Raw genomic sequence first — 23019 nt, 5'->3', positions numbered from 1 at the left:
TCGTCCACTGCGTCGACATGACCTACGTGACGCGCATCACGTCTTCTCGTACTGTTGTGGCAGGCCCACCACCCCGGGCCGACACAACCGATGCGCCGACACCCCGGAACCCCGGACCGGCCACCGCACATAGAAGGCCAGGTGACCCCATGACCCTCGCAGACGACCGCGCTCGCTCCGAGCACGTCCCGACCCCCGGCACGCCGCCCGAGACGGCAGCCACCGGGTTCTCGCTCGACGACCGCTACACCCGCGAGTCCGGCGACATCTACCTCACCGGCATCCAGGCCCTGGTACGCATGGTCCGCGACCGCGCTCGCGTCGACCGCCGTTCCGGCCTCCGGACCGCCTCGTTCATCTCCGGCTACGAGGGCTCTCCCCTCGCCGGTTACGATCTCGAACTCGCCCGACGGCACGAGCATCTCGCCCCGTACGACGTCATCCACCGGCCCGGTCTCAACGAAGAGCTCGCCGCGACCTCGGTGATGGGTTCACAGCTCGCCGCACAGGTCATCGGCGGTGCCGAATTGACGCCGTCCGCGGACGGGCTCCCCCGCGACGGCGTCGTCGGATACTGGTACGGCAAGGCGCCCGGTCTCGATCGCGCGACGGACGCCCTGCGGCACGCGAACCTCATCGGAACCCATTCCGCCGGTGGCGCCGTCGCGCTCGTCGGTGACGACCCGGGCGCGAAATCCTCGACGGTCCCGTGCGCGTCGGAGATGGCGCTGGCCGACCTCTACATCCCGATCCTCTATCCGGCCGATTCCCAGGACATCCTGGATCTCGGTGTCCATGCGGCGCTCATGAGTCGCACCAGCGGGGTCTGGACCTCGCTCAAGATCTCCGCGCACGTCGCGGACGGCGCGTCGACCGCACGCGTCGACCCGGACCGCATAGTGCCCGTCTACGGCGACCTCGGGACGAGCCCCCACGTGCCCAGCGGACGACTGCTCGGCGCCCACCTCATGGAACTCGAACAGAATCAGCTGACCACCCGGCTCCCGCGTGCGCAGGAGTACGCACGGCTCAACGGCCTCAACCGGATCGTGGTCTCGAGTCCCGACGACCGCATCGGCATCGTCGCCGCGGGAAAGACCTACCTCGATCTCCGGGAAGCACTGCGACTGATGCGGATCGACGACGAGGATCTGCGCCGGCTCGGAATCCGCATCCTCAAGCTCGGCATGGTCTACCCGATCGAGCGAGAGATCCTGAATCGCTTCATGTTCGACACCGCCACCGGCGATCTCGACGAGGTCATCGTGGTCGAGGAGAAGCGCGACTTCATCGAGACGATGATGCGCGACATCCTGTTCCGCCACCCGCGGGCCCCGCGCATCGTGGGGAAGGTGCATGAAGACGGATCGACCTTGTTCTCCCGCTTCGGCGAACTCGACGTCGACGCGGTGACCCGAGGACTCGCCGACCGTCTCGCCCGCCACGGGGTCGACGCCGCGCGGATCTGGCTCGACCGCAAAGCCGCTCGCCGCACCCGCATCGAACTCCCGTTGGCGGTGCGCACGCCGTACTTCTGCTCCGGCTGCCCCCACAACAGTTCGACGAAGGTCGCCGAGAACACCCTGGTCGGCGCCGGCATCGGTTGTCACGCGATGGTGTTGCTGATGGATCCCCGGCAGGTCGGCGACATCGCCGGGGTCACCCAGATGGGCGGCGAGGGCGCGCAGTGGATCGGCATGGCCCCGTTCGTGTCCGCGGACCACTTCGTGCAGAACATCGGCGACGGAACCTTCTCGCACTCGGGGTCGCTGGCGTTGCGGGCCGCCGTGGCGTCGGGCGCGAACATCACCTACAAGCTGCTCTACAACGGCACCGTCGCGATGACCGGTGGACAGGATCCGGTGGGCGGGATGACCCTGCCGCGGTTGACGTCACTGTTGCTCGACGAAGGCGTCAGCCGGGTCGTGGTCACCTCCGACGACCCGAAACACGTTCGTACGCTGGGACTCCCCGACACCGTCGAGGTTCGCCACCGCGATGACCTGCTCGGGGTACAAACCGAACTCGCGGGCGTCGCGGGCGTCTCGGTGCTCGTCCACGATCAGCACTGCGCCGCCGAGAAGCGCCGCAAGCGCAAGCGCGGCGCCATGCCCACCCCCACTCGTCGCGTCGTGATCAACGAACGCATCTGCGAGGGGTGCGGCGACTGCGGCGAGAAGTCGAACTGCCTCTCGGTGCACCCGGTCCAGACCGAGTTCGGACGCAAGACGCGCATCGACCAGAGTTCGTGCAACCTCGACCTCTCCTGCCTCAAGGGCGACTGCCCGTCGTTCGTCACGGTCACCCCGGGCACCGACCGCATCCGCACGCGCGCAGCCGATCTGGCGGACACCGTGTTGCCGATGCCCGCGGTCCCCGCCATCCGCGACACCTTCTCCCTGCGCATCACGGGTATCGGCGGTACCGGCGTGGTGACCGTGTCCCAGGTCCTGGCCACCGCTGCCGTCCTCGACGGCCACTCGGCCCGGACCGTCGACATGACCGGGCTCGCGCAGAAGGGCGGCGCCGTGGTCAGCGACATCAAGGTGGCCCCGCATCCGCTGGAGCAGGCGGCGAAGGTGGCGTCCGAGGACTGCGACCTGTACCTCGTGTGCGACCCGCTGGTCGGTACCGACCCGGTCAACCTCAAGGTCACCGCTCCCGAGAAGACGGTCGCGATCGTCTCGACCACCCAGGTGCCGACCGGGTTGATGGTCATCGACACCTCGGTCGGGTTCCCGGCGGACTCCGCCGTCCACTCCGCGGTCGACTCCCGGGTCGCGCGGACTGTGTACCTCGATTCGGGAGCGGTGTCGACAGCCTTGTTCGGCGACGAGCAGTACGCCAACATGCTGATGGTCGGTGCTGCGTATCAAGCCGGGGCGCTGGCCATCTCGGCGGAATCCATCGAGCGGGCGATCGAGCTCAACGGCGTGGCCGTGGACGCGAACGTCCAGGCGTTCCGGCGCGGGCGGCAGGTCGTGGCCGATCCCGACTCCGTGTCCGGCACCATCGACGGACTGCACGGTCGCGGGGTCGCCGAGATCGAACCGAGCCGCCACGCCCTCGCGGTGGTCAGCGCGCTCGGGGATATCGACGCCGACCTCCGGCGCACCATCGCGATCCGGTACGACGAGCTGACCGCCCACTCCGACGAGAGATACGCGCGAACCTACCTCGACACGGTCGACCGCGTCCGACGCGTCGCATCGGACCCCTCGCTCACCGCCGCCGTCGCCCGGAACCTGTTCAAGCTGATGGCCTACAAGGACGAGTACGAGGTCGCCCGGCTCACGCAGGACCCGGCGTTCGCCGCGCGCATCGCCGACGAGTTCGGCGCCGACGCCGAGGTCGCGGTGCGGCTCCATCCGCCGACCCTGCGGAGTATGGGGATGCGCGAGAAGCTGGCGCTGGGATCGTGGGCCGACACCCCGCTGAGCGCGCTCGCGAAGATGAAGCGGCTCCGGGGAACCCGACTGGACCCGTTCGGCCGCAGCGAGATCCGTCGCACCGAACGTGCGCTGATCATCGATTACCGGGAACTCGTCGACGCCGCGCTCGACGCGTTCGCGAGTGGACGCATCGGCGCGGACCAGCTACCCGCGGTCGTCGACCTCGCGGAACTACCGGACATGGTCCGGGGCTACGAGGGGATCAAGATGGCCAACGTCGCGAGCTACCGGGAAGCGGTCGCACGGCAGCGGGAGGTGCTGGGGATCTGAGGCTTTCGAGCTAGCGCAACTGAAAACCGCCCGACACAGCGCACCCGACGCCCATGAGGCATCGGGCCACCGCTGGAGGGTGGTTTTCAGCCGGCCGGCCTCAGCGCGCCCGCCGAAGACGCGCCACGGCGGTCTGGCCGTCGTCGCCCGAGACGACCTCGCACTCGTAGTGTGCTCTGGTCGTCGGGGCGACGGCGACCAGGTCGTACTGGGCGGTGTTCATCTCGATCAGCAACTCGCCACCGACGGCGAGCCATCTCCGGGCGTCGGCGATCAAGGCCGTGATGTGGTCGAGGCCGTCCGGGCCGCCGAGCAGCGCGCCGCGCGGTTCGTGATCCCGCGCCTCCGGCGCCAGCAGTCCGAGCGCCGGCTCGGGCACATAGGGAGGTACTGCGGCGATCACGTCCAGACGGCCGCGTAGTGCTTCCGGCAGCGGGACGAGCCCGGCACCGAGGTGAATCCCGGTCCCGCCCGGCAGGTTTCGGCGCGCGAAGCCGAGCGCGGTGTCGTCGGCATCGACGACATGCAGTTCGACGCCGGGCACCGCGGTCGCAACACTCGCGGCGATGGGCGCGACCCCGCAGAACGCCTCGAGCATGGTCGGCGAACGTCGCGCACGCACGGCGTCGACCGCGGTGCGCGCCAACAACAGCGAGCGCTGCCGCGGCACGAAGACGCCCCGTCCGACCGCCAGCCGTAGGTCACCGAACCGGACCCAACCGACCAGATGCTCGATCGGCTCGCCGGCGACGCGCCGCGCACAGAGCTCGTCGAGTTCGGTTGCGTCGGCGGCGTGTTCGCGAAGCAGCGCGGCTTCTTCTTCGGCGAAGACACATCCCGCACGACGTAGGAGGCCGACGACCGGATCGTCGGGGACGTCATCACCGGTTGGGCGAGTCATCCTTCTTCAAACCGTATAAGAAGGCCGCCGCGATGAGCAGCGCCACCTGCAGGAATCCCAGGATCAGCCCGACGATCGCACCGGCGCCGAGGTCGAGGAACGGCGGCGTGATCAGTGCCGCGGCGAAGAGGGCCAGCCACGCGGCGACTCCGACGACCGCCAGGAACGGCAGTGCCTTGCGGTAGCTCGGAACCAGCACGAACGTCGCCGCGATGCCGACGACCCCGAGCAGGATGAAGAACTTGCCGGGGTTCAGGACGATCTCGTAGGAGAAGTACGCGGGTATGCCGCCCTGACCTTCCTCGAAATCCGTTCCCCAACGGTTGAGTTCCTCCTCGGCGCCGACCCCGACCGAGACCCACCCGAGGAACCCCATGAAGTAGGTGACCACCCCCGCGACCGCGGAGGCCAGCGCGAAGATCACCGACAGGTCGGCACGTGGCCCGCGCGCCGGCTGTCCCCAGCCGGGACCGGGAGGCGGGTACTGCGCGCCGGTGTTCCACTGCTGAGGGGGAAGACTCCCGGTGCCGGGGTGCTGGACGTGGGCCGTCTGATCCTGGTTGCCGGCGAAGCCCCCGGTCTGCGGCGGGCCCTGCGGAACGCCTGACCACTGACCGCCGGGGTGCTGAGGTTCGCCTGGATTCACGATCCGCTCCTCGTCGCTGCTGCGGGACTCGGCCCGCCGCCCTCTCGGGCTGTTCTGCGCCCGCCGTCCGGCGCGCGATCATGCGCAAGACTAAGCCCTTCCCGGCCTCGTTGGCACCGGCCGGTGCAGTTTTCATTCGACCGGGTCACCCACCCCGCGCGCCGACGTCGGACACGCTGCATCTCGCCCGCACGGGCGAACGCGTAGAGTTCGGGATCGATGTCCGCGACGCATGAACCGCGCGAGGACGAATCGGAGATCACGAATCGTCCGCCGACGCGCCGAACCCAGGCCAAGGCGGCCCGTCGTGCCGAATTGCTGTCCGCCGCCGCCCACCAGATGGCCGAGCGCGGATTCGCCGGCGTGCGACTGGAGGACATCGGACGAGCCGTCGGGGTGAGCGGCCCGGCCATGTACCGCCACTTCTCCTCCAAGACCGAGCTTCTCGACGAGATGCTCATCGACATCAGTCAGCGACTGCACGACGGCGGCAGCGAGGTCGCCGACCGCGGCGGCTCACCGTCGGAAACCCTGGTGGCGCTCATCGGCTTTCACATCGACGTCCTCGTCACCCGTCCCGACCTCATCACGGTGCAGGATCGGGACCTGCCGTCGATGACCCCGGACGCCAATCACCGGGTCCGGCTGCTGCAGCGCCGTTACGTGGAGCGGTGGGTGGACGTGCTCCTCGCGGTGATCGACGAGAACGGGGGCACACTCGCCCGCGAGGAAGCCCGCGTGCGGGTACACGCGATGTTCGGGTTGCTCAACTCGTCGCCCCGCCTGCCCGCGTTCGACCAGCACGGACTGCGCCGCCTCCTCACCGCGATGGCGCTGGCGGCACTCCGATGTGAGGTGCCTGATCAGCCGTGACGCGGCACCCCGCCCTCACCAGCCGTCGATGTGGAGGACCGAGTCGAGAGGCTTGCGCGGCGCGGGCTTGAAATCGGTGCCCTTGCTGTAGGCCACCGGCAGCAACACACCCTGATGGATGTTGGCCGGGATGCCGAGGAGCTCGGCGACCTCCTTCTCGTAGTTCAGATGAAGAGTCGTCCACGCCGACCCGAGGCCGCGGGCACGCAACGCCAATTGCAGGCTCCAGGCACCCGGCAGCAACGAGCCCCAGACGCCGGCCTGGTTACCCGCCGGCAGGTCGCCACCGGTGTAGATGGCGCCGATCACGAGCACCGGGACCTGCCCCATCGTGTCGGCGAGGTACTGAGCACTGGACGCGACGCGCTTGCCGGTCTCGTCCCGCGGAGCCTGGCCGGTGTAGTACTTGGCGAACGACTGTGCGTAGTAATCCGCGACCTTCTGCTTCAGCTCGGGATCGGTGAGCACGATCCAGTGCCAGGTCTGGCTGTTGCTGCCGGTCGGTGCCTGCAACGCCACCTCGAGCGCCTCCTTGACCACGTCGAGCGGCACGGGACGCTCGAAGTCGAGACGCTTGCGCACCGAGCGCGTGGTGGTGAGGAGTTGGTCAGGGTCCAGGGGCAGTAGATCGGTCATCCCCCCATCCTGCACAAAACCACGTCCGTGCACCACGTCGGTCCGCTGTACCGGGACCGTCGGCGGCGAGCCGTCAGTGCGACTCCGGCGGCAACACACCGGCCTGCTCCAGGTAGTCCACCAAGCGGTTCGTGACCTTCGCCCGACGGACCTCGGCCGGTGTGAAGTACGCCGCGTCCGCGGCGTCGTCACCTGGACGTAGTTCCCCGGAACGGATCTCGGCACGGAAGTCGTGGACCTCGTACACCCGTCCGTCGCCGACCGGGATCTCGAGTTGGATGGCCGGTTCGCCGACCGTCACCCGCAAACCGGTTTCCTCCTCGACCTCGCGGATCACCGCCTGCTCCAGCGACTCCCCGGGTTCGACCCGGCCGCCGGGGAGGCTCCAGTGGCCGGCCGACGGCTCGTTTCGCCTCAGGATCAACAGAATCCGCCCCGACTCGTCGGTGATGAGCGCTCCGACGGCGACGATACGCGCGCTCATCGCGCGTCTTTCACCGGCACGCGCGTTCGTGCCTCCTCGTCCGGAACCGGCGATCCCGCGAGGTACCGGCCGATCAAGTCGCGGATCGCCGACAGCGCTTCGTCGTCCGAACCGGCGTCGACGACGTGGTCGATCATGCCCTGCGCGGCCATGCGCCCGGCGAGAATGCCCTGCCGCGAAGCCATCTCACCGGCATGATCGAGATCACGGTGCACGATGAGACTCGCTCCCTCGGGCGGCAACGGCGACAGCCAGGCATCGGCGCGCGCGACCCGGACGTCGGCGGGGAACAGCGCGAGCGCGGCGCCGCCCGCACCCTGCCCGAGGAGGACCGAGACCGTCGGCACGCGCACACTGAGCAATTCGACTGTGCAGCGCGCTATCTGCGCCGCGAGGCCACCCTCCTCGGCGACGACCGACAGTTCCGCGCCCGGGGTGTCGATCACGGTGACCACCGGGAGTCCGAGGTCGCCGGCCGCCATGATCGCCCGCCTCGCCTCGCGCAGATGTCGCGGCCCCGGGAGGTCCCCCGCCGCCTGTGACGTCCGGTCGTAGCCGACGACCAGGGCGACCCGACCGTCGAAGTCGCTGAGCGAGAAGCGCAGTGGCCCGGCATCCGACAGTGGCGCCGACTCCCCACCGGCCAGGAACTCGACCAGGCCCGCGCGTCCGGCCTCGCGGGTGGCGAGCACACAGGCCCAGGTGTCCTCCGGCTCCCTCGACTGCGTGCGCTCCGGCCGTACCGTCGCCGAGTCGTCCGACGACGGCCGGTCACGCGCGTCGAGCAGTCGCAGCACCGCGGCGAGGCGGGCCGGCAGATCGACGGGATCGACCACGTCGTCGACAACCGTTGCGCGGACCAGATTCTCCGCGGTCTGGACATCGGCCGGAAAGGGCTCCCCGTACAGGCCTTCGTAGACGCGCGGCCCGAGAAAACCGATGAGCGCTCCGGGTTCCGCCCACGTGATGTGGCCGAGCGAACCCCACGACGCGAATACCCCGCCCGTGGTCGGATGACGCAGGTACACCAGGTAGGGCAGGCCGGCGGCCTTGTGGTCGGTCACGGCACCCGTGATGGCGACCATCTGCAGGAACGCCGCGGTCCCCTCCTGCATCCGGGTGCCCCCGGAAGCGGGAAACGCCAGCAGCGGAAGTCGTTCGCGTGTCGCGCGTCGGACCGCTGCGACGATCCGGGCCCCCGCATCGCGCCCGATCGACCCGCCGAGGAACTCGAACTCACTCAGCACGATCGCCACTCGCCGGCCACCGATCGCGCCGGCGCCCGTGGTGACCGATTCGTCCGAACCGCTTCTTCGACGCGCCCGTTCGAGCTCGACGGCATAGGTGTCGTCCGCACCATCGGACGTCGTCGCCGGCTCACCGACCGGAGCATCCCACGGTTCCCACGTATCGTCGTCGATGATCATCTCGCGCAGGTCTGTTGCCGTCAGCCGTGCCCGCTCACCCATGCCTGACACCGTATCCCGACGGACCCGGGTGGCTCGGGCCTGAAGTCGACACCCTCCGCGACGTCCCGACGCGATGATTTCCGTCGGCGCCCGGTGTCATACTTTCGTCAGCCCGACACCCGTTCCGTACCATCCGACCGAGCTCTTCCGGAGGCCCGCATGTCCGACACCTTCCGCATCACCCGATCCACCATCGTCGACGCGCCGCCCACTTCTGTGCTGCCGTACCTGGTCGACTTCCACCAGTGGGTGCACTGGTCGCCGTGGGAGGGCGTCGACCCCGACATGACGCGCGACTACTCCGGTCCGGAATCCGGTGTCGGCGCGAAGTACGCGTGGTCGGGCAACAAGAAGGCCGGACGCGGCGCCATGGAGATCACGCGCGTCGACGAGCCGCGCGAGGTCGAGGTGCGCCTGGCCTTCGAGAAGCCGATGAAGGCCACCAACACCGTCACCTTCGAACTCGCGCCGGAAGGTCAGGCCACGCGGGTGTCCTGGACGATGGTCGGCGCACAGACCTTGTTCAGCCGCGTGGCAGGGTTCTTCGGCATCTTCGACAAGATGCTGGGCAAGGACTTCGAGAAGGGACTGGCTCAGCTCAAGGCGGTCAGCGAGAGTAGATGACCCGGGTGCGCAGGAGGACATCGGCCACCGACCGCCGACGCCGGTCGACGACCACCCACACCAGACCGATCGCGAAGAACGTACAGAGCAGGGCGCGCAGCACCGCGATGGTCGGCCGGATGCGGGCACCCTCCGAATTGACCACCCGCAGGCCCATCACGACCGAACCGAGGGTGCGTCCGGAGACCTCCCAGCACGTCGCGAGGTAGAGCACCGCCACCAGCACGAAACCGGTCGTCGTGAAGACTAGATTGACCTCCGGCAGCGAGAATTCGCTGACCGAGAGCACGAACTTCATCAGGGACAGGCCCGCGTAGACGGCACCGAGGATCGTCCACACGACGAGGAGGTCGAGGAACGAGGCGACACCCCGGCTCACGATGCCCGCGTTCTTGTCCCGGTCCTGCACCGCATGGGCCTTGTGCACGGGTGGCAGACCGGGCGTCGTCGGAGACGAGTTCTGCAGCGGCTCTGTCGGTTTCGGTTCCGCGGTCATCGTGGCCCCTCCTCATCGGGAGCGGCCTCGATGGCCGCGGCACCGCGGCGACGCAGAAATCGATTGACCGCGTTGGCCACCGCGTCGTCGGCACGTTCGCTGGTGCTGCGCACGTCGGTCATCACATCGGCGGTCACCGAGGTGCTCGCCTCCCGGATGATGTCGGGGAGGTCGACACCGTCGATGATCTCTTCGGCGAGTCCGATCAGGTCGACGCGCCCGAGGATGGCGTCGATGTCGATCCGGGCCGCGATCGCGTCGATGTCGATCCGGGTGGCGACGGAGTCGAGATCGACCTTGCCGATCACCCTGTCGAGGTCCACCAGATCGATCGCCGCCATCAGATCCACCTGTGCGACAGCGCGATCGAGATCGACCGTGGTGATCACCTCGTCGATGTCGATGAGTGCGAGGACCTCGCTGATGAGGCGTTTCAGGTCGACGTGGGTGAGGACGAGGTCGGTGAGGTCGACCTCCTCGACCAATGCGTCGACGACCTCACGGATGACGACTCCCAGAACGGCTCGCGTCGTCGAGACCACCACGGTGACAGCGGTGTCGGCGGCTTCGGCCAGCCGAGCACGGACGGACCCGATGACCCCGCCCGCGAGGGGTAGACGTTCCGCGACGTCGACCACCACCCCGGCGAATCGCATCGACTCCCCTGCCAGCTGGGAGATCGCGCCGCGCCGCGCCGGGGAGTTCACCGACGAATTATCGCACGCGACGATCCGGTCGGTCGGCCCACGAAAAAACCCGAGCGGGCAGACCCGCTCGGGTTCTTCGGTTCTCGCGAGTACTTACAGTGCCTCGTAGAGCTCCCGCGCCAGCGCGGCGGTCTCGGACGGCGTCTTGCCGACCTTGACGCCCGCAGCCTCGAGGGCTTCCTTCTTGCCCTGCGCGGTGCCCGCACCGCCGGAGACGATGGCGCCGGCGTGGCCCATGGTCTTGCCCTCGGGGGCGGTGAAGCCCGCGACGTAGCCGACGACCGGCTTGGTCACGTTGGCCTTGATGTACTCGCCGGCCTTCTCCTCGGCGTCGCCGCCGATCTCACCGATCATCACGATGAGCTTGGTCTCGGGGTCCTTCTCGAACGCCTCGATGGCGTCGATGTGGGTGGTGCCGATGACCGGGTCGCCGCCGATGCCGATGGCGGTCGAGAAGCCGAGATCGCGCAGCTCGTACATCATCTGGTAAGTCAGGGTGCCCGACTTGGAGACCAGACCGATCGGACCCTTGCCGGTGATGTTGTTCGGCGTGATGCCCACCAGCGCCTCACCCGGGGTGATGATGCCGGGGCAGTTGGGGCCGATGATGCGGGTTTTCTCGCCCTTCTCCACGTTGTAGGCCCAGGCGTAGGCGGAGTCCTGCACCGGGATGCCCTCGGTGATGACCACGAGCAGCGGGATCTCCGCGTCGATGGCCTCGATGATGGCGTCCTTGGAGAACTTCGGCGGCACGAAGGCGATCGAGGTGTCGGCCCCGGTCTCCTTCATGGCCTCGGCGACCGATGCAAACACCGGCAGCTCGACGTTGTTGCCGTCGGCGTCGACGTGCGACACCGTGGTGCCGGCCTTGCGCGCGTTGACACCGCCGACGATGTTGGTGCCGGCCTTGAGCATCAGGGCGGTGTGCTTGGTGCCCTCACCGCCGGTGATGCCCTGGACGATGACCTTGTTGTCTTTGTTCAGAAAGATCGACATATTCCGTGGCTCCCTTACTTGCTCGCCAGCTCGGCGGCCTTGTCGGCGCCCGAGTCCATGGTTTCGGCGAGCGTGACCAACGGGTGGTTCGCATCGGCCAGGATCTTGCGGCCTTCGTCGACCTTGTTGCCGTCGAGGCGGACGACCAGCGGCTTGTTGGCGTCGGACCCCAGCTTCTCGAGAGCACCGACGATGCCGTTGGCGACGGCGTCACATGCGGTGATGCCACCGAAGACGTTGACGAAGACGCTCTTGACCTGCTCGTCGCCGAGGATGACGTCGAGGCCGGCGGCCATGACCTCGGCCGAGGCGCCGCCGCCGATGTCGAGGAAGTTCGCGGGCTTCACGTTGTTGTGCTTCTCACCGGCGTAGGCGACCACGTCGAGGGTCGACATGACCAGGCCCGCGCCGTTGCCGATGATGCCGACCTCGCCGTCGAGCTTGACGTAGTTGAGGTCGTTCTCCTTGGCCTTGAGCTCCAGGGGATCGGTGGCGTCGCGATCCTCGAACTCCTCGTGGCCGGGCTGACGGAAGTCGGCGTTGGCATCGAGGGTGACCTTGCCGTCGAGGGCGAGGATCTGATCATCCGGGGTGCGGACGAGAGGGTTGACCTCGACCAGGGTGGCGTCCTCCTTGACGAAGACCTCCCAGAGCTTCGAGATGGTGACCGCTGCGGCGTCGAGCACCTCGGCAGGCAGATGGCCCTGCTCGGCGATCGAGCGCGCGGTTTCCAGATCGACACCCTTCACGGCGTCGACGGCGACCCGCGCGAGGCGCTCGGGCTTGGTCGCGGCGACCTCTTCGATCTCCATGCCGCCCTCGACCGAGCACATGGCCAGGTAGGAGCGGTTGGTGCGATCGAGCAGGAAGGAGATGTAGTACTCCTCCGCGATGTCGCTGGCCTCGGCGACCAGCAGCTTCTTGACGACGTGGCCCTTGATGTCGAGGCCAAGGATGTTGGAAGCGTGGGACTGCGCGTCGTCCGGGGTCGCGGCGTACTTGACGCCGCCTGCCTTGCCACGCCCGCCGGTCTTGACCTGCGCCTTGATCATCACGGGCTTGCCGATTTCCTCGGCGATCGCCCGCGCATCGGCGGCATCATCGGTCACCCGACCGGGTGTGGTGGGAACCCCGTGCTTGGCGAACAGTTCCTTCGCCTGGTATTCGAAGAGATCCATTCAGCTCACCATCTCGTAGATTTGCCCGCGCAAGGGTGTAATGCGGGCCATATCGGACTTTAAACCTGTCGGAAATCGCCACCCCGCGCGCACCCTGCGCTTGTGCGACAGATCACTCGCTCGGTCGGTTCTCACAGTATTGACGTCGTGACGTGAGGTCCACAGCGTCGGTCCGACCCCATGAACTGCGACGACCGCAGAATCTATCGGCACGCGGTCTTCACAGGTTGAATTTGCTGTAGTGAACAGAAAATCCGCCAATTTCTATACTCGGCGACCAGTCATGTGACTCAGCTCACAATATGCCGGTTTGTCGCTTTCTACGGTTGGACTTGCCGCAATCATTTCGTTACCGTCGGCTCTCAGCGGTGGTCACAGAAGGATTACGAACGGTGACTTCGATCCGCCGGCGACGAGATGCGGTAGCGAGAGATGAGGTGGACGATTTGGCGGGACTCGGTGTCTCACGCGGATCGGGCCGCGTCCGATCGGGCGGGTTGATCGATGACGTCACAGCGGAAGAGATGACCACGATCATCCCCATCGTCGACACCGACGACGCGGCCGGGTACGACCTCACCGACTACGAGTTCGACTTCGCAGACTCCGACACCTCCACTCGCGAGCACTCCGACGCCGGCTGGACGCCGTCGTCGTGGCAGGGCTACTACCGTCCCACCCGTTCGGAGATCACTCAGGACATCCTGATCCCCGAGCACGAGTTCGATCAGTACGAGCATGACGCGCCGTTCGACGTCGAGGGCGCCGAGCTCGACAGCTTCGACGGGGGCGAACTCCGTTCGCTCGACGACGATGATCTCGACGACGACACCGAGCATCGCCCCTTTCGGACGAATCCGGCCGGACAACGGGTCCGACGTGGCGGCAAGCACCGCATCGCGGCGCCGCCGAACGCCCTCAAGGGCGGACGCGCAGCCCTCATCGCCATGGCCGCCGGCGCGGCCGTCGCCGCGGTCGCTCAGGTCGGCACGAACGACGAGGCGCCCGCACCCGTGAACGCCGCGGCCGTCAACGACGCCACCGCTCCGGGCGCCGCACCCGTGGAACTGGGCCCCGGCGTCGCTGCTGCGACCGCACACACCGACCAGATGAACGTCTACCTTCACCAACCAGCTGGGTGTGGGCGCCAAGATGGCGGCCGACCAGGATCGTCGCGAGGCCCTGGCCCGGCGCCCGCTCTTCACCTCGCCGATCCCCCTCGGCAGCTACGACTTCACCTCCGCCTTCGCGATGCGCTGGGGCACCATGCACGGCGGCATCGACATGGCCGCTCCCCTCGGAACCCCGATCCACGCCGCCACCGACGGTGTCGTGATCAAGGCCGAGCCCGCGTCGGGATACGGCCACTGGGTTCAGATCCAGGCCGCCGACGGCACGGTCACCATGTACGGCCACATGGCCTCCTCGGGCGTCCTGGTCACCGAAGGCCAGCGCGTCACCGCCGGCGACGTCATCGCCCTGGTGGGCAACGAGGGCTTTTCGTTCGGCCCGCACCTGCACTTCGAGGTGTGGAAGAACGGCAACACCAAGATCGACCCCGTGCCCTGGCTCGCCGCCAAGGGCGTGAAGCTCTCCGGCTACACCGGGTAGCAGAAGGCCCCACAGGTCACCTCCTGTTGCTTGGTGGCGCCATTCCAGCGTGCTCACGCTGCGCATCCGTAGTGATACCTGGCCGGATTGCGAACTGACGTAAATTCTCGTCCATCTCAGCATGATTGAAGGGCACATTGCCCTTCGACCATGCTGAGGGGGACGAGAATTTCCAATCGAACCGGGGAATGAGCTGGCGAGCGTCAATCTCTGCTCCCTGAGGAGCGAGCTTGCGAGCGTCACGAAGGGTCTGGCCCGCCTTTAGAGCTTGTCCCCGGGAATCCCGCCCGCGGTGAGAAGCGTGACGCGTCCCGCGCTGCCGCCGTAGTCGATGGTGACGCGTTCGGTGGCGCCGCTGCCCTCCTTGGCCACGACCTTGCCCATGCCGTACTTCGGATGGTTGTGTCGGTCGCCGATGTCGAGCTGAACCTGCTTGTTGCGTCCACGTGCCGGATCCGACGAGTACGACGACCGGCCACGGCCCATCGACGAACCGCCCGAACCGGAGAATGCCCCGTCGCGGCCGAACACGCCGCCCGACGATCCGCTGAAGCCGCGCATCGAGCGCTTGGGTTCGGTTCGGCGCCAGTCGACCAGGTGTTGCGGGATCTCTTGCAGGAAACGGGATTCCGGATTCGACACCGGCTGCCCCCAGGAGGCGCGGGTGACCGACCGGGTGAGGTACAGACGCTGCTTGGCGCGTGTGATCCCGACGTAGGCCAGGCGCCGTTCCTCGCTGAGCTCCGCCGGATCGCCGAGCGCACGCATGTGCGGGAAATGACCGTCTTCCCAACCCGTGACGAAGACGACCGGGAACTCGAGGCCCTTGGCGGTGTGCAGGGTCATCATCGTGACCACGCCCTCCCCCTCGTCGGGCACCTGATCGGCATCGGCGACGAGTGAGACCCGCTCGAGAAACGCTGCGAGCGAACCGGGTTCGGGCTCGCCCTCGCGGTCCACCTCGACCTCGGGGTCGTCGGCATCGGCGTCGACCTGCGCGGCGTCGGCACTGAATTCCCGTGCGACGGCAACGAGTTCGTTGATGTTGTCAAGGCGTGCGCCGTCCTGCGGATCGTTCGACGCCTCGAGTTCGGCGCGGTAACCGGTGCGCTCGACGATCGCGTCGACGAGCTCACCGATGTCGGCCGACTCCTCGGTGGCATCGAGGAAGGCCACATCCGCGTCCTCCGTGCCGGCCTCGCCGAAGTGGGTCAGGAAGTCCGACCGGAGCCCTTCGATGAGTTCGACGAACCCGCCGATCTGCTTGACCGCCCGGGTGTTGAGCAGTGCGACCTTGCCCTCGGCCGCGTCCATCAGCGACTCGTAGAAGCTCCGCCCGGTGTTCTCCGAATGCACGGCGACGCAGGCTTCCGCGCGATCACCGATACCGCGCCGAGGCGTGTTGAGAATCCGGCGCAGGCTGACCGAGTCGTCGGGGTTGGCGACCACCCGCAGGTAGGCCACCACATCCCGCACCTCTTTGCGCTCGTAGAACTTGGTGCCGCCGACGACCTTGTACGGAATCCCGTGCCGGACGAACACCTCCTCGATCGCACGCGAGCCGGTGTTGGTGCGGTAGAACACCGCGATGTCGGAGTATTTGTGACTCGACGACCCGCCGATCGAGTAGTCGGTGAGCTCCTCGATCTCCTTGGCGATGAACGTCGACTCGTCGCGGTCGGAGTCGGCGACGTAGCCGACGATGAGTTCGCCGTCCCCGGAGTCGGTCCACAACTTCTTCTCGCGCCGGTTCGAGTTGCGCGCGATGACGGCGTTGGCTGCGGACAAAATCGTCTGTGTCGACCGGTAGTTCTGTTCGAGCAGAACGGTTTCGGCGGACGGGAAGTCCCGCTCGAACTCCTCGATGTTGCGAATGGTGGCACCGCGGAAGGCGTAGATGGACTGGTCGGCGTCGCCGACGACGCACAGCTCCGACGGCTCGAGACCACTCGCGGTGGTCTGCTCCCCCACCAGTTCGCGGATGAGCACGTACTGCGCGTGGTTGGTGTCCTGGTACTCGTCGACGAGGACGTGACGGAACCGGCGCCGGTAATACTCCGCGACCTGGGGATGCCGATGCAGCAGCGCGACGGTCTCCCCGATCAGATCGTCGAAGTCGAAGGCGTTCGCGGCGCGCAGACGGCGCTGGTACTCGGCGTAGATCTGCGCGATCGTCGTCGAGGTCGGGTCGTCCTCGGGTGCGGCGGACAGCGCTTCGTCGGGCGAGATCAGTTCGTTCTTGAAGTTCGACACGGCCACCGACACCCCGCGTGGGCTGAACTTCTTGGGGTCGAGGTCGAGATCACGGATGACCATGCCGAACAACCGCTTCGAGTCGTCGGCGTCGTAGATGGAGAAGTTGGAGTTCATCTTCTCCAGCAACCCCGACTGGGCCCGGAGGATGCGCACGCATGTGGAGTGAAAGGTCGAGACCCACATGTAGGCGGCGCGGGGGCCGACGAGGTCGATGACCCGCTCGCGCATCTCCGCGGCGGCCTTGTTGGTGAACGTGATGGCCAGGATCTGCCCGGGCGTGACGCCCCGCGCGGCGAGCAGGTAGGCGATCCGGCGGGTCAGCACCGCCGTCTTGCCCGAGCCCGCGCCCGCCACGATCAGCAACGGCGCGCCGGCGTGGAGCACCGCGGCGCGCTGTTGCGGGTTGAGACCGTCGAGCAGGCGCGTGACCCGGTCGTCGGCGGCCGCACCCGAGGGAGCGGCGCCCGCGCGACCGGCGAGAAGAGGGGCAGAAGAAGAGCTGTTCATCGGTTGTCCAGGTTACCCGCCACCGCCGACAGACCCCCGTCGGCCGGTCCGCTCCACCCCGGCACGTGGTCGACCGAACAGCCGACCGGCCCCGTGGGTTGAGGCCCCGATCGCCGTGTCCCGCGGCTAATATGACGCGGTATCACCGGCTCGGGGTGCCCTGTCTGCGAACAACTCGCACGCGGCGACGACGCCCCGGCGAGCAGGAAGAGGCGCCATGAAGAGACCGTCCATCGTCCCCGCCGCCATCGCCCTCGGTGTCGGAGCACTGGCCCTCGTCATCGCGCTCGTCCTGTCGTTCGTCCCGTTCAGCAGCGCCGGCACCGTGGAGCCCACCCCCGCCTTCCGTGCGCAGAAGAGCCTGGACGAGGTGCTGTTCAAGATGGCGACGAGCCCGGCGGCGAAGTTCACCGGCAAGGTCACCTACAAATACGACGACGAGCGCGGCGAGGGAACGGTCGAGTTCGACGACCTGATCGTCACCACGTCGAACACCGCCGAGGGCACGATCACCCTGGGCTCGCAACAGGGCGAGTACCGGCAGATCGGCAACAGCCCGTTCCTCAGCGCCCCCAGTGCTCTGTGGGACGAACTCCTCGTCGACGCCGAGAAGACGAATCTCGACGCCGCACCGCTCGACAACAAGTGGGCCTCCACCCGCTTCACGAGTCTGCCGCGCCTGGGCACGATCCTCGGCCCGGACAACCTCGCCGGCGACATCGGCAACATCGAGAACGGCGACGCGCCGCAGCTCGGGGCGGAACTCCCGGCGCCCAACAAGGGCACCCCCGACGCCCGGCGCTGGCCCACCACCGACCCGCCGATCGAGTTCGTCGGCGACGACAAGGTGAAGATCGGGGCGTGGGAGGTCACCTTCGACCCGGAGACGAAGAACGTCACGAACGTCAAGGGTCAGAGCGTGCAGGGCCCGGTCACCTACGACATCGACGCCGCGGTGAGCCTGCAGCCGGCCGACCAGGCCCAGAAGGTGTTCGCCAACCAGCGTGCACTCGTCTCGGACCTGCTGTCGGTGCCCGCCCCCGGCCTCTGGATGGAGCAACCGGTGGTGTCCTCGCGCCAGACGGGTGCATGCACCACCTCGTCCTGCGCCTTCGACTACACCGTGCAGGGCAGCCCATACGCCGACGACGTCCGCGGCCACTTCAACTACGGCCTGACGCTGAACTTCGCGGTCGGCAACCGCCCGCCCGGCGCCGTCGGCGGTGAGTGCAAGGTGGTCCTGCGCGTCGACTTCGGACGCAACGGAACCACCCGCTGCGCGGCGACCAACCTCCCGCCGGACACCAACATCGCGTCGCGGTACACCTTCACCTATCTCGCGTTCATCGACGCGACCACAGACGAACTGAACGATCTCATCGACAACAACGAGAAGCAGACCAACACCGAGATCGTCTACGTCCGCACCGGGAACAAGGAACCGGCACAGGCCCGGTTCGGTTCCGGTGTGACCGGCCTGCCGAGCTACTACGCGATCAAGCGCGGCGACTACGTCTTCGACGGCATCGGCACCGACGGCAACATGCACATCACCTTCGGTGAGGGGTACCAGGACCACATCGTCGGCGGGACCTTCGATCCGTCCTGGGAGGGCACCGAGGTGCTCCGCAAGCAGATGGAGCAGCAGGTCGCCGCGGCGGGCGACGCGCAGGTCGTCTACTTCGTCGCCGAGGAGGAGACCGCGTCGGCGCTGCGAGCCCTCATCGCCGCGGAGAACCAGAGCGACAACATCTCCGCGTTCTACTACGACTAGAACTCAGCCCGCGAAGCGCGCCTCGGCGGCCTCGCCCACCCGGCCGGCGCCGGTGTGCAGCCGCAGCCCCGGCGTCAGGGGCCGCAGATCGACGTGGTCGCCGCCACCGTTGATCCGGACATACACCGACCCCAGTCCCGCGCGAACCGGTGCCCGGACCGCTTCCCCGTCCGCGAGCGCGATCTCGATCTCGCCGTCCCGGGTCGCGCAGTAGCTGAGCGCGATCGTCCAGGGCCAGGAGAAGAGCGGACCGTCGAGTCGCAGTCGGGTGGGTCCGTCGACCTCCGGGGTCCGGCAGGTCCCCGCCCCCGCGTAGATGGTGCGACGCTGCGTCACGCCGCCGGGCACGAGATTTCCCGCGGTGTCGAGCACGAACAACCGGTCGGTGGCCACCCCGAAGTCGGGGCGGGGTTCGACGCGGCCGAAGATGCGGCTGACCTGGTTGTCGGGGTAGACGAAGGGTTGCAGGATCTCCAGGGGCACGGACTGGTCGAGCATGGTCACGCCATTCGGCCCCTGCATCGCGGCGTCGTGCAGCGACGCGGTCGCGGTCTCGAGGTAGTCACCGGTCGGGTTGTCCCGCCACGACGACGAGAACGAGACCAGCGACACCAGCGCGGACACCACGACGAGCGCACCGACGACGGACGCGAACGCGGGCAGCGCGGCCGACCGCTCCTCATCTCGCCCGGCTTCGGCGTCGGACGTGCGCGCATGCCGTCCGCCCACGTCGGTGGACCGGGCCGGCGCGGCGCACAGCAGGGCCAGAGCGATGGTGAACACCAGCGCCGTGTCCGGGAGATAGCGCATGTGCTGGGCGAGTTCGATCGCCGTCTGCGGACTCGACCGGTTCCACATCACCGGGATCTGAGCGGCCACGGCGTAGATCAACGCGGACACGACGATCGCCGCGCCGCCGCGTCTGCGGGCCACCGCCCACCAGGTCACCGCGGCCAGCACCAGCCAGCCGCCGACGATCATCCACATCTGTGGGAAGCCGGTCGGCGGACTCGGCGTCCACCGCTCCCATTCCCACGGCCCGCCGACGAGCGACGGCACGATCGCATCGGTCACCGACCGCCAGACCAGGCGCGCGGTCTGCGCCACCGAATGCTCACCCGACGTCGGGTCGGTGGTGATGAAGTACACCGCCACCCACGACGCGGCGACGACGGTCAGCGCCAGCCACAGCTCCCGGGCGGCCCGCAGCGTCGCCGTCGTCGCGCGGGGACCGCCGTTCGCGAGGACCGCGGCCACCAGCGCCACCGGGAGGATGAACAACGACTTCTCGAAGAACGCCAGCGCGATCAGGAAGACGATCGTCGAGCGGATCCACACCAGCCGGCGTCGCGCGTCGTCGACGTCACCGCGCGCGAGGCGGACCGCGTCGGCGACGATCCACGCCATCGCCGCCTGCAGGGGCAGGGTGTTGAGGCCGGCCGCCCACCAGGCGAAGGCGGGCACCGTCATCGGACTGAACAGATAGAACGCGAGCGCGACGAGTGCACCGATGCGGGCGCGCGGCGCGAGGACCCGCACCATCCGCCACACCGCCACCGACGCGATCGCCTGCATCGCCACGAGCATCAGCGCCGGCAGCGCCCAGTTCAGCGGTGCCAGCCACGTGGCCACCCCGGCGAGCAGGAACGCCGCCGGCATGAAGTGCCCGTCGTGACTGTGGCCCAGGTACTCCCAGGACAGGATCGGGTTCGACGACGCGCGTGCCACGAGGACCAGATCGTCCCAGTAGAAGTTGCCCGTCGCGACGAGCCAGCCCCGGATGATCAGCTGACCCACGATCAGGGACAGGGCGACGAGGGACACCATCCGAGCATTGGGCATGCGCTCCAGTTTCCATGTGCCGCGAGCGGCGTCGTGGTCGGGTCGGGTGACTCGGCCGCATGCGGGTCGTCGCGGGGCGTCGTGGCAAAATCGGGCGCGTGACCGACCGCAGCCCCAGCCCCGGCGCTCAGGACCCCCGCCCGTCCGGCGGCACGTCGTTCGAGCACTCGATCGACCTCGACAAGTACGAGCTCTCGTCCGAGGTCGGCGACCTGCCCGACGACATCGACCAGCTGCGGCTCGAGATCGACCGGCTCGACGCCGTGATCCTCGCCGCGATCAAGCGCAGGTCGGCGGTGTCGAAGAAGATCGGTGCCGCACGCATGGCCTCCGGCGGCCCTCGTCTGGTCCACAGCCGCGAGGTGAAGGTGCTCGAGCGCTTCCAGGATCTCGGCCAGGAGGGGCACACCCTCGCGATGCTGCTGCTGCGTCTGGGGCGCGGACCACTGGGCCGCTGACCTGCCGGCCCCTCGCACCCCGACGCGGTGATCCGGTGAGGCCTGCGCGCCACGTGTGACGACCGTCGCGGCCACGACGACGAGCACATAAGGTTGGTGGTCATGAGCACCCAGGCACCTGGCAGCGACTTCACCGGCACCGACCACGGCGACATCACCGCGACGCAGTCCTGGCAAGCGCTCGCGGCTCATCAGCCGCATGTGTACGCCATGCACCTGCGTGAGGTGTTCGCGATCGATCCCGCGCGCGGGCGCGAACTCACCGTCGACGTCGGCGATCTGCACATCGACTACTCCAAGCACCGGGTGCTGCGCGAGACGCTCGAACTCCTGATGAGCCTGGCCCGCGAGGTCGGTCTCGAGGAGATCCGCGACGACATGTTCGCCGGCGCCCACATCAACACCTCCGAGGACCGCGCCGTCCTGCACACCGCGCTGCGCCTGCCGGCCGATGCGACACTGACCGTCGACGGCCAGGACGTCGTCGCCGACGTGCACGAGGTCCTCACCCGGATGGGCGAGTTCACCGACCGCCTCCGCAGTGGAGAGTGGAAGGGACACACCGGAAAACCCATCACCGACGTCGTCAACATCGGCATCGGCGGCTCCGACCTCGGTCCGGTGATGGTCTATCAGGCGCTGCGCCACTACGTCGACGCCGGGATCCGCTGCCACTTCGTCTCCAACGTCGACCCCGCGGACCTGGTCGGCACCCTCGCCGACCTCGACGCCGAGACGACACTGTTCATCATCGCCTCGAAGACCTTCACCACTCTCGAGACACTCACCAACGCCGCCGCCGCACGCACCTGGCTCCTGCAGGCGCTCGACGCCGACACCGACGCCGTGGCAAAGCATTTCGTCGCCGTCAGCACCAACGCCGCCGAAGTGGCCGAGTTCGGCATCGACACCGACAACATGTTCGGCTTCTGGGACTGGGTCGGCGGCCGGTACTCGGTGGACTCCGCGATCGGGCTGTCGGTGATGGCCGCGATCGGCAAGGAACGCTTCGCCGAGTTCCTCGACGGTTTCCACCTGGTCGACGAGCATTTCCGCACCCAGCCCCTCGAACGCAATGCGCCGGTCATCCTCGGCCTGATCGGCCTCTGGTACAACAACTTCTGGGATGTCGGCGTTCGCGCGGTCCTGCCCTACAGCAACGACATGGCCCGCTTCGCCGCCTACCTGCAGCAGCTGACGATGGAATCCAACGGCAAGTCGGTCACCGCCGGCGGCCACCACGTCACCACCGACACCGGCGAGATCTTCTGGGGCGAACCGGGAACCAACGGCCAGCACGCCTTCTACCAACTGCTGCACCAGGGCACGCGGATGGTGCCCGCGGACTTCATCGGCTTCGCCGAACCCACTGACGACCTGCCGACCGCTCCCGACGGCTCAGGTTTTATGCACGACCTGCTGATGAGCAACTACTTCGCCCAGACCAAGGTGCTCGCCTTCGGCAAGACCGCCGACGAGATCGCCGCCGAGGGCGTGCCCGCACATGTCGTGGCCCACAAGGTGATGCCGGGCAACCGCCCCACCACCTCGATCCTCGCCCCGCAGCTCACCCCCTCGGTGATCGGCCAGCTCGTGGCGCTCTACGAGCACCAGGTCTTCGTCGAAGGCGCCATCTGGGGCATCAACCCCTTCGACCAGTGGGGCGTCGAACTCGGCAAGACCCAGGCCAAGGAACTACTCGGCACCATCACCCGACCCGAAGCCCCTGACACACACGACGATTCGTCGACCGACGCCCTCGTCACGTGGTACCGGGAACGACGGGGCCGCGCGGTCTGAGGGGGTTTCGACAAGCTCAACCGGCACAAGGGCGGCTCA

General features: G+C 68.0%; 17 protein-coding genes and 1 pseudogene. 7 read left to right on the top strand and 11 right to left on the bottom strand.

Annotation, left to right across the window (positions count from 1 at the left end):
• Positions 1-149: 149 nt before the first annotated feature.
• Positions 150-3722 (top strand): indolepyruvate ferredoxin oxidoreductase family protein, encoded by a 3573-nt coding sequence (locus MVF96_RS06745; RefSeq protein WP_247451722.1) that lies wholly within the window; start codon positions 150-152, stop codon positions 3720-3722.
• 100 nt (positions 3723-3822) lie between these two features.
• Here the strand turns inward: MVF96_RS06745 and MVF96_RS06740 are convergent, their stop codons facing one another.
• Together MVF96_RS06740 and MVF96_RS06735 are read right to left on the bottom strand one after the other, a co-directional pair.
• Positions 3823-4623, bottom strand: coding sequence for a N5-glutamine methyltransferase family protein (locus tag MVF96_RS06740; protein ID WP_247451721.1), 801 nt, complete (start codon positions 4621-4623; stop codon positions 3823-3825).
• Entirely contained in the window at positions 4604-5269 is a 666-nt protein-coding gene (locus MVF96_RS06735; protein WP_247451720.1) for a DUF5336 domain-containing protein, read from the bottom strand. The genes MVF96_RS06740 and MVF96_RS06735 overlap by 20 nt, the downstream gene beginning before the upstream one ends.
• 219 nt (positions 5270-5488) lie before the next feature.
• On the opposite strand from MVF96_RS06735, the gene MVF96_RS06730 reads away from it, so the two are divergent.
• Positions 5489-6142 (top strand): TetR/AcrR family transcriptional regulator, encoded by a 654-nt coding sequence (locus MVF96_RS06730; RefSeq protein ID WP_247451718.1) that lies wholly within the window; start codon positions 5489-5491, stop codon positions 6140-6142.
• Positions 6143-6157: 15 nt separating this feature from the next.
• On the opposite strand, the gene MVF96_RS06725 is transcribed toward MVF96_RS06730, so the two are convergent.
• The 3 genes from MVF96_RS06725 to MVF96_RS06715 all read right to left on the bottom strand — a co-directional run bounded on the left by MVF96_RS06725 (position 6158) and on the right by MVF96_RS06715 (position 8731).
• On the bottom strand, positions 6158-6778 hold the full coding sequence (locus MVF96_RS06725; RefSeq protein ID WP_137808939.1) for a nitroreductase family protein: 621 nt from the start codon (positions 6776-6778) through the stop codon (positions 6158-6160).
• Positions 6779-6851: 73 nt separating this feature from the next.
• Positions 6852-7262, bottom strand: coding sequence for an NUDIX hydrolase (locus MVF96_RS06720; protein WP_247451717.1), 411 nt, complete (start codon positions 7260-7262; stop codon positions 6852-6854).
• Positions 7259-8731, bottom strand: a complete 1473-nt coding sequence (locus MVF96_RS06715; protein ID WP_247451716.1) for an acetyl-CoA carboxylase carboxyltransferase subunit alpha/beta — start codon at positions 8729-8731, stop codon at positions 7259-7261. The genes MVF96_RS06720 and MVF96_RS06715 overlap by 4 nt, the downstream gene beginning before the upstream one ends.
• A gap of 159 nt (positions 8732-8890) precedes the next feature.
• Between MVF96_RS06715 and MVF96_RS06710 the strand changes: the two genes are divergently transcribed.
• A complete protein-coding gene (locus MVF96_RS06710) occupies positions 8891-9355 on the top strand; it encodes an SRPBCC family protein (RefSeq protein WP_247451715.1) in 465 nt (154 codons plus the stop codon).
• Here the strand turns inward: MVF96_RS06710 and MVF96_RS06705 are convergent.
• From MVF96_RS06705 to sucC, 4 genes are all read right to left on the bottom strand, one after another.
• Positions 9339-9851 carry an RDD family protein gene (locus MVF96_RS06705; protein WP_247451714.1) on the bottom strand — a complete coding sequence of 171 codons (513 nt, stop codon included), beginning with the start codon at positions 9849-9851 and terminating at the stop codon, positions 9339-9341. The genes MVF96_RS06710 and MVF96_RS06705 overlap by 17 nt on opposite strands.
• Positions 9848-10558, bottom strand: a complete 711-nt coding sequence (locus MVF96_RS06700; RefSeq protein ID WP_247451713.1) for a hypothetical protein — start codon at positions 10556-10558, stop codon at positions 9848-9850. The genes MVF96_RS06705 and MVF96_RS06700 overlap by 4 nt, the downstream gene beginning before the upstream one ends.
• A 93-nt stretch (positions 10559-10651) precedes the next feature.
• Positions 10652-11554, bottom strand: a complete 903-nt coding sequence (gene sucD / locus MVF96_RS06695) for a succinate--CoA ligase subunit alpha (protein WP_058251543.1) — start codon at positions 11552-11554, stop codon at positions 10652-10654.
• Positions 11555-11568: 14 nt separating this feature from the next.
• Positions 11569-12732: an ADP-forming succinate--CoA ligase subunit beta gene (gene sucC, locus MVF96_RS06690; protein ID WP_004020101.1), complete on the bottom strand. Its 1164-nt coding sequence runs from the start codon at positions 12730-12732 to the stop codon at positions 11569-11571.
• Positions 12733-13169: 437 nt separating this feature from the next.
• Here sucC and MVF96_RS06685 point away from each other — a divergent pair.
• Positions 13170-14343: pseudogene (locus MVF96_RS06685) on the top strand (M23 family metallopeptidase).
• 261 nt (positions 14344-14604) lie between these two features.
• Here MVF96_RS06685 and MVF96_RS06680 read toward each other — a convergent pair.
• Positions 14605-17106: a UvrD-helicase domain-containing protein gene (locus MVF96_RS06680; RefSeq protein ID WP_247451712.1), complete on the bottom strand. Its 2502-nt coding sequence runs from the start codon at positions 17104-17106 to the stop codon at positions 14605-14607.
• A gap of 217 nt (positions 17107-17323) precedes the next feature.
• Here MVF96_RS06680 and MVF96_RS06675 point away from each other — a divergent pair, with 217 nt between their 5' ends.
• On the top strand, positions 17324-18880 hold the full coding sequence (locus MVF96_RS06675; RefSeq protein ID WP_247451711.1) for a hypothetical protein: 1557 nt from the start codon (positions 17324-17326) through the stop codon (positions 18878-18880).
• Positions 18881-18883: 3 nt separating this feature from the next.
• On the opposite strand, the gene MVF96_RS06670 is transcribed toward MVF96_RS06675, so the two are convergent.
• Positions 18884-20722, bottom strand: a complete 1839-nt coding sequence (locus MVF96_RS06670; protein WP_247451710.1) for a hypothetical protein — start codon at positions 20720-20722, stop codon at positions 18884-18886.
• 98 nt (positions 20723-20820) lie between these two features.
• Between MVF96_RS06670 and MVF96_RS06665 the strand changes: the two genes are divergently transcribed.
• Complete coding sequence (locus MVF96_RS06665) at positions 20821-21180, top strand: chorismate mutase (protein WP_033203695.1); 360 nt, start codon at positions 20821-20823, stop codon at positions 21178-21180.
• 102 nt (positions 21181-21282) lie between these two features.
• Positions 21283-22980, top strand: coding sequence for a glucose-6-phosphate isomerase (gene pgi, locus MVF96_RS06660; protein WP_247451709.1), 1698 nt, complete (start codon positions 21283-21285; stop codon positions 22978-22980).
• The last annotated feature ends 39 nt before the right edge of the window (positions 22981-23019 follow it).

The sequence above is a fragment of the Gordonia hongkongensis genome, assembly GCF_023078355.1.
Classification (GTDB): Bacteria; Actinomycetota; Actinomycetes; order Mycobacteriales; family Mycobacteriaceae; genus Gordonia; species Gordonia hongkongensis.
This window is presented reverse-complemented; position numbering and strand designations above follow the sequence as displayed.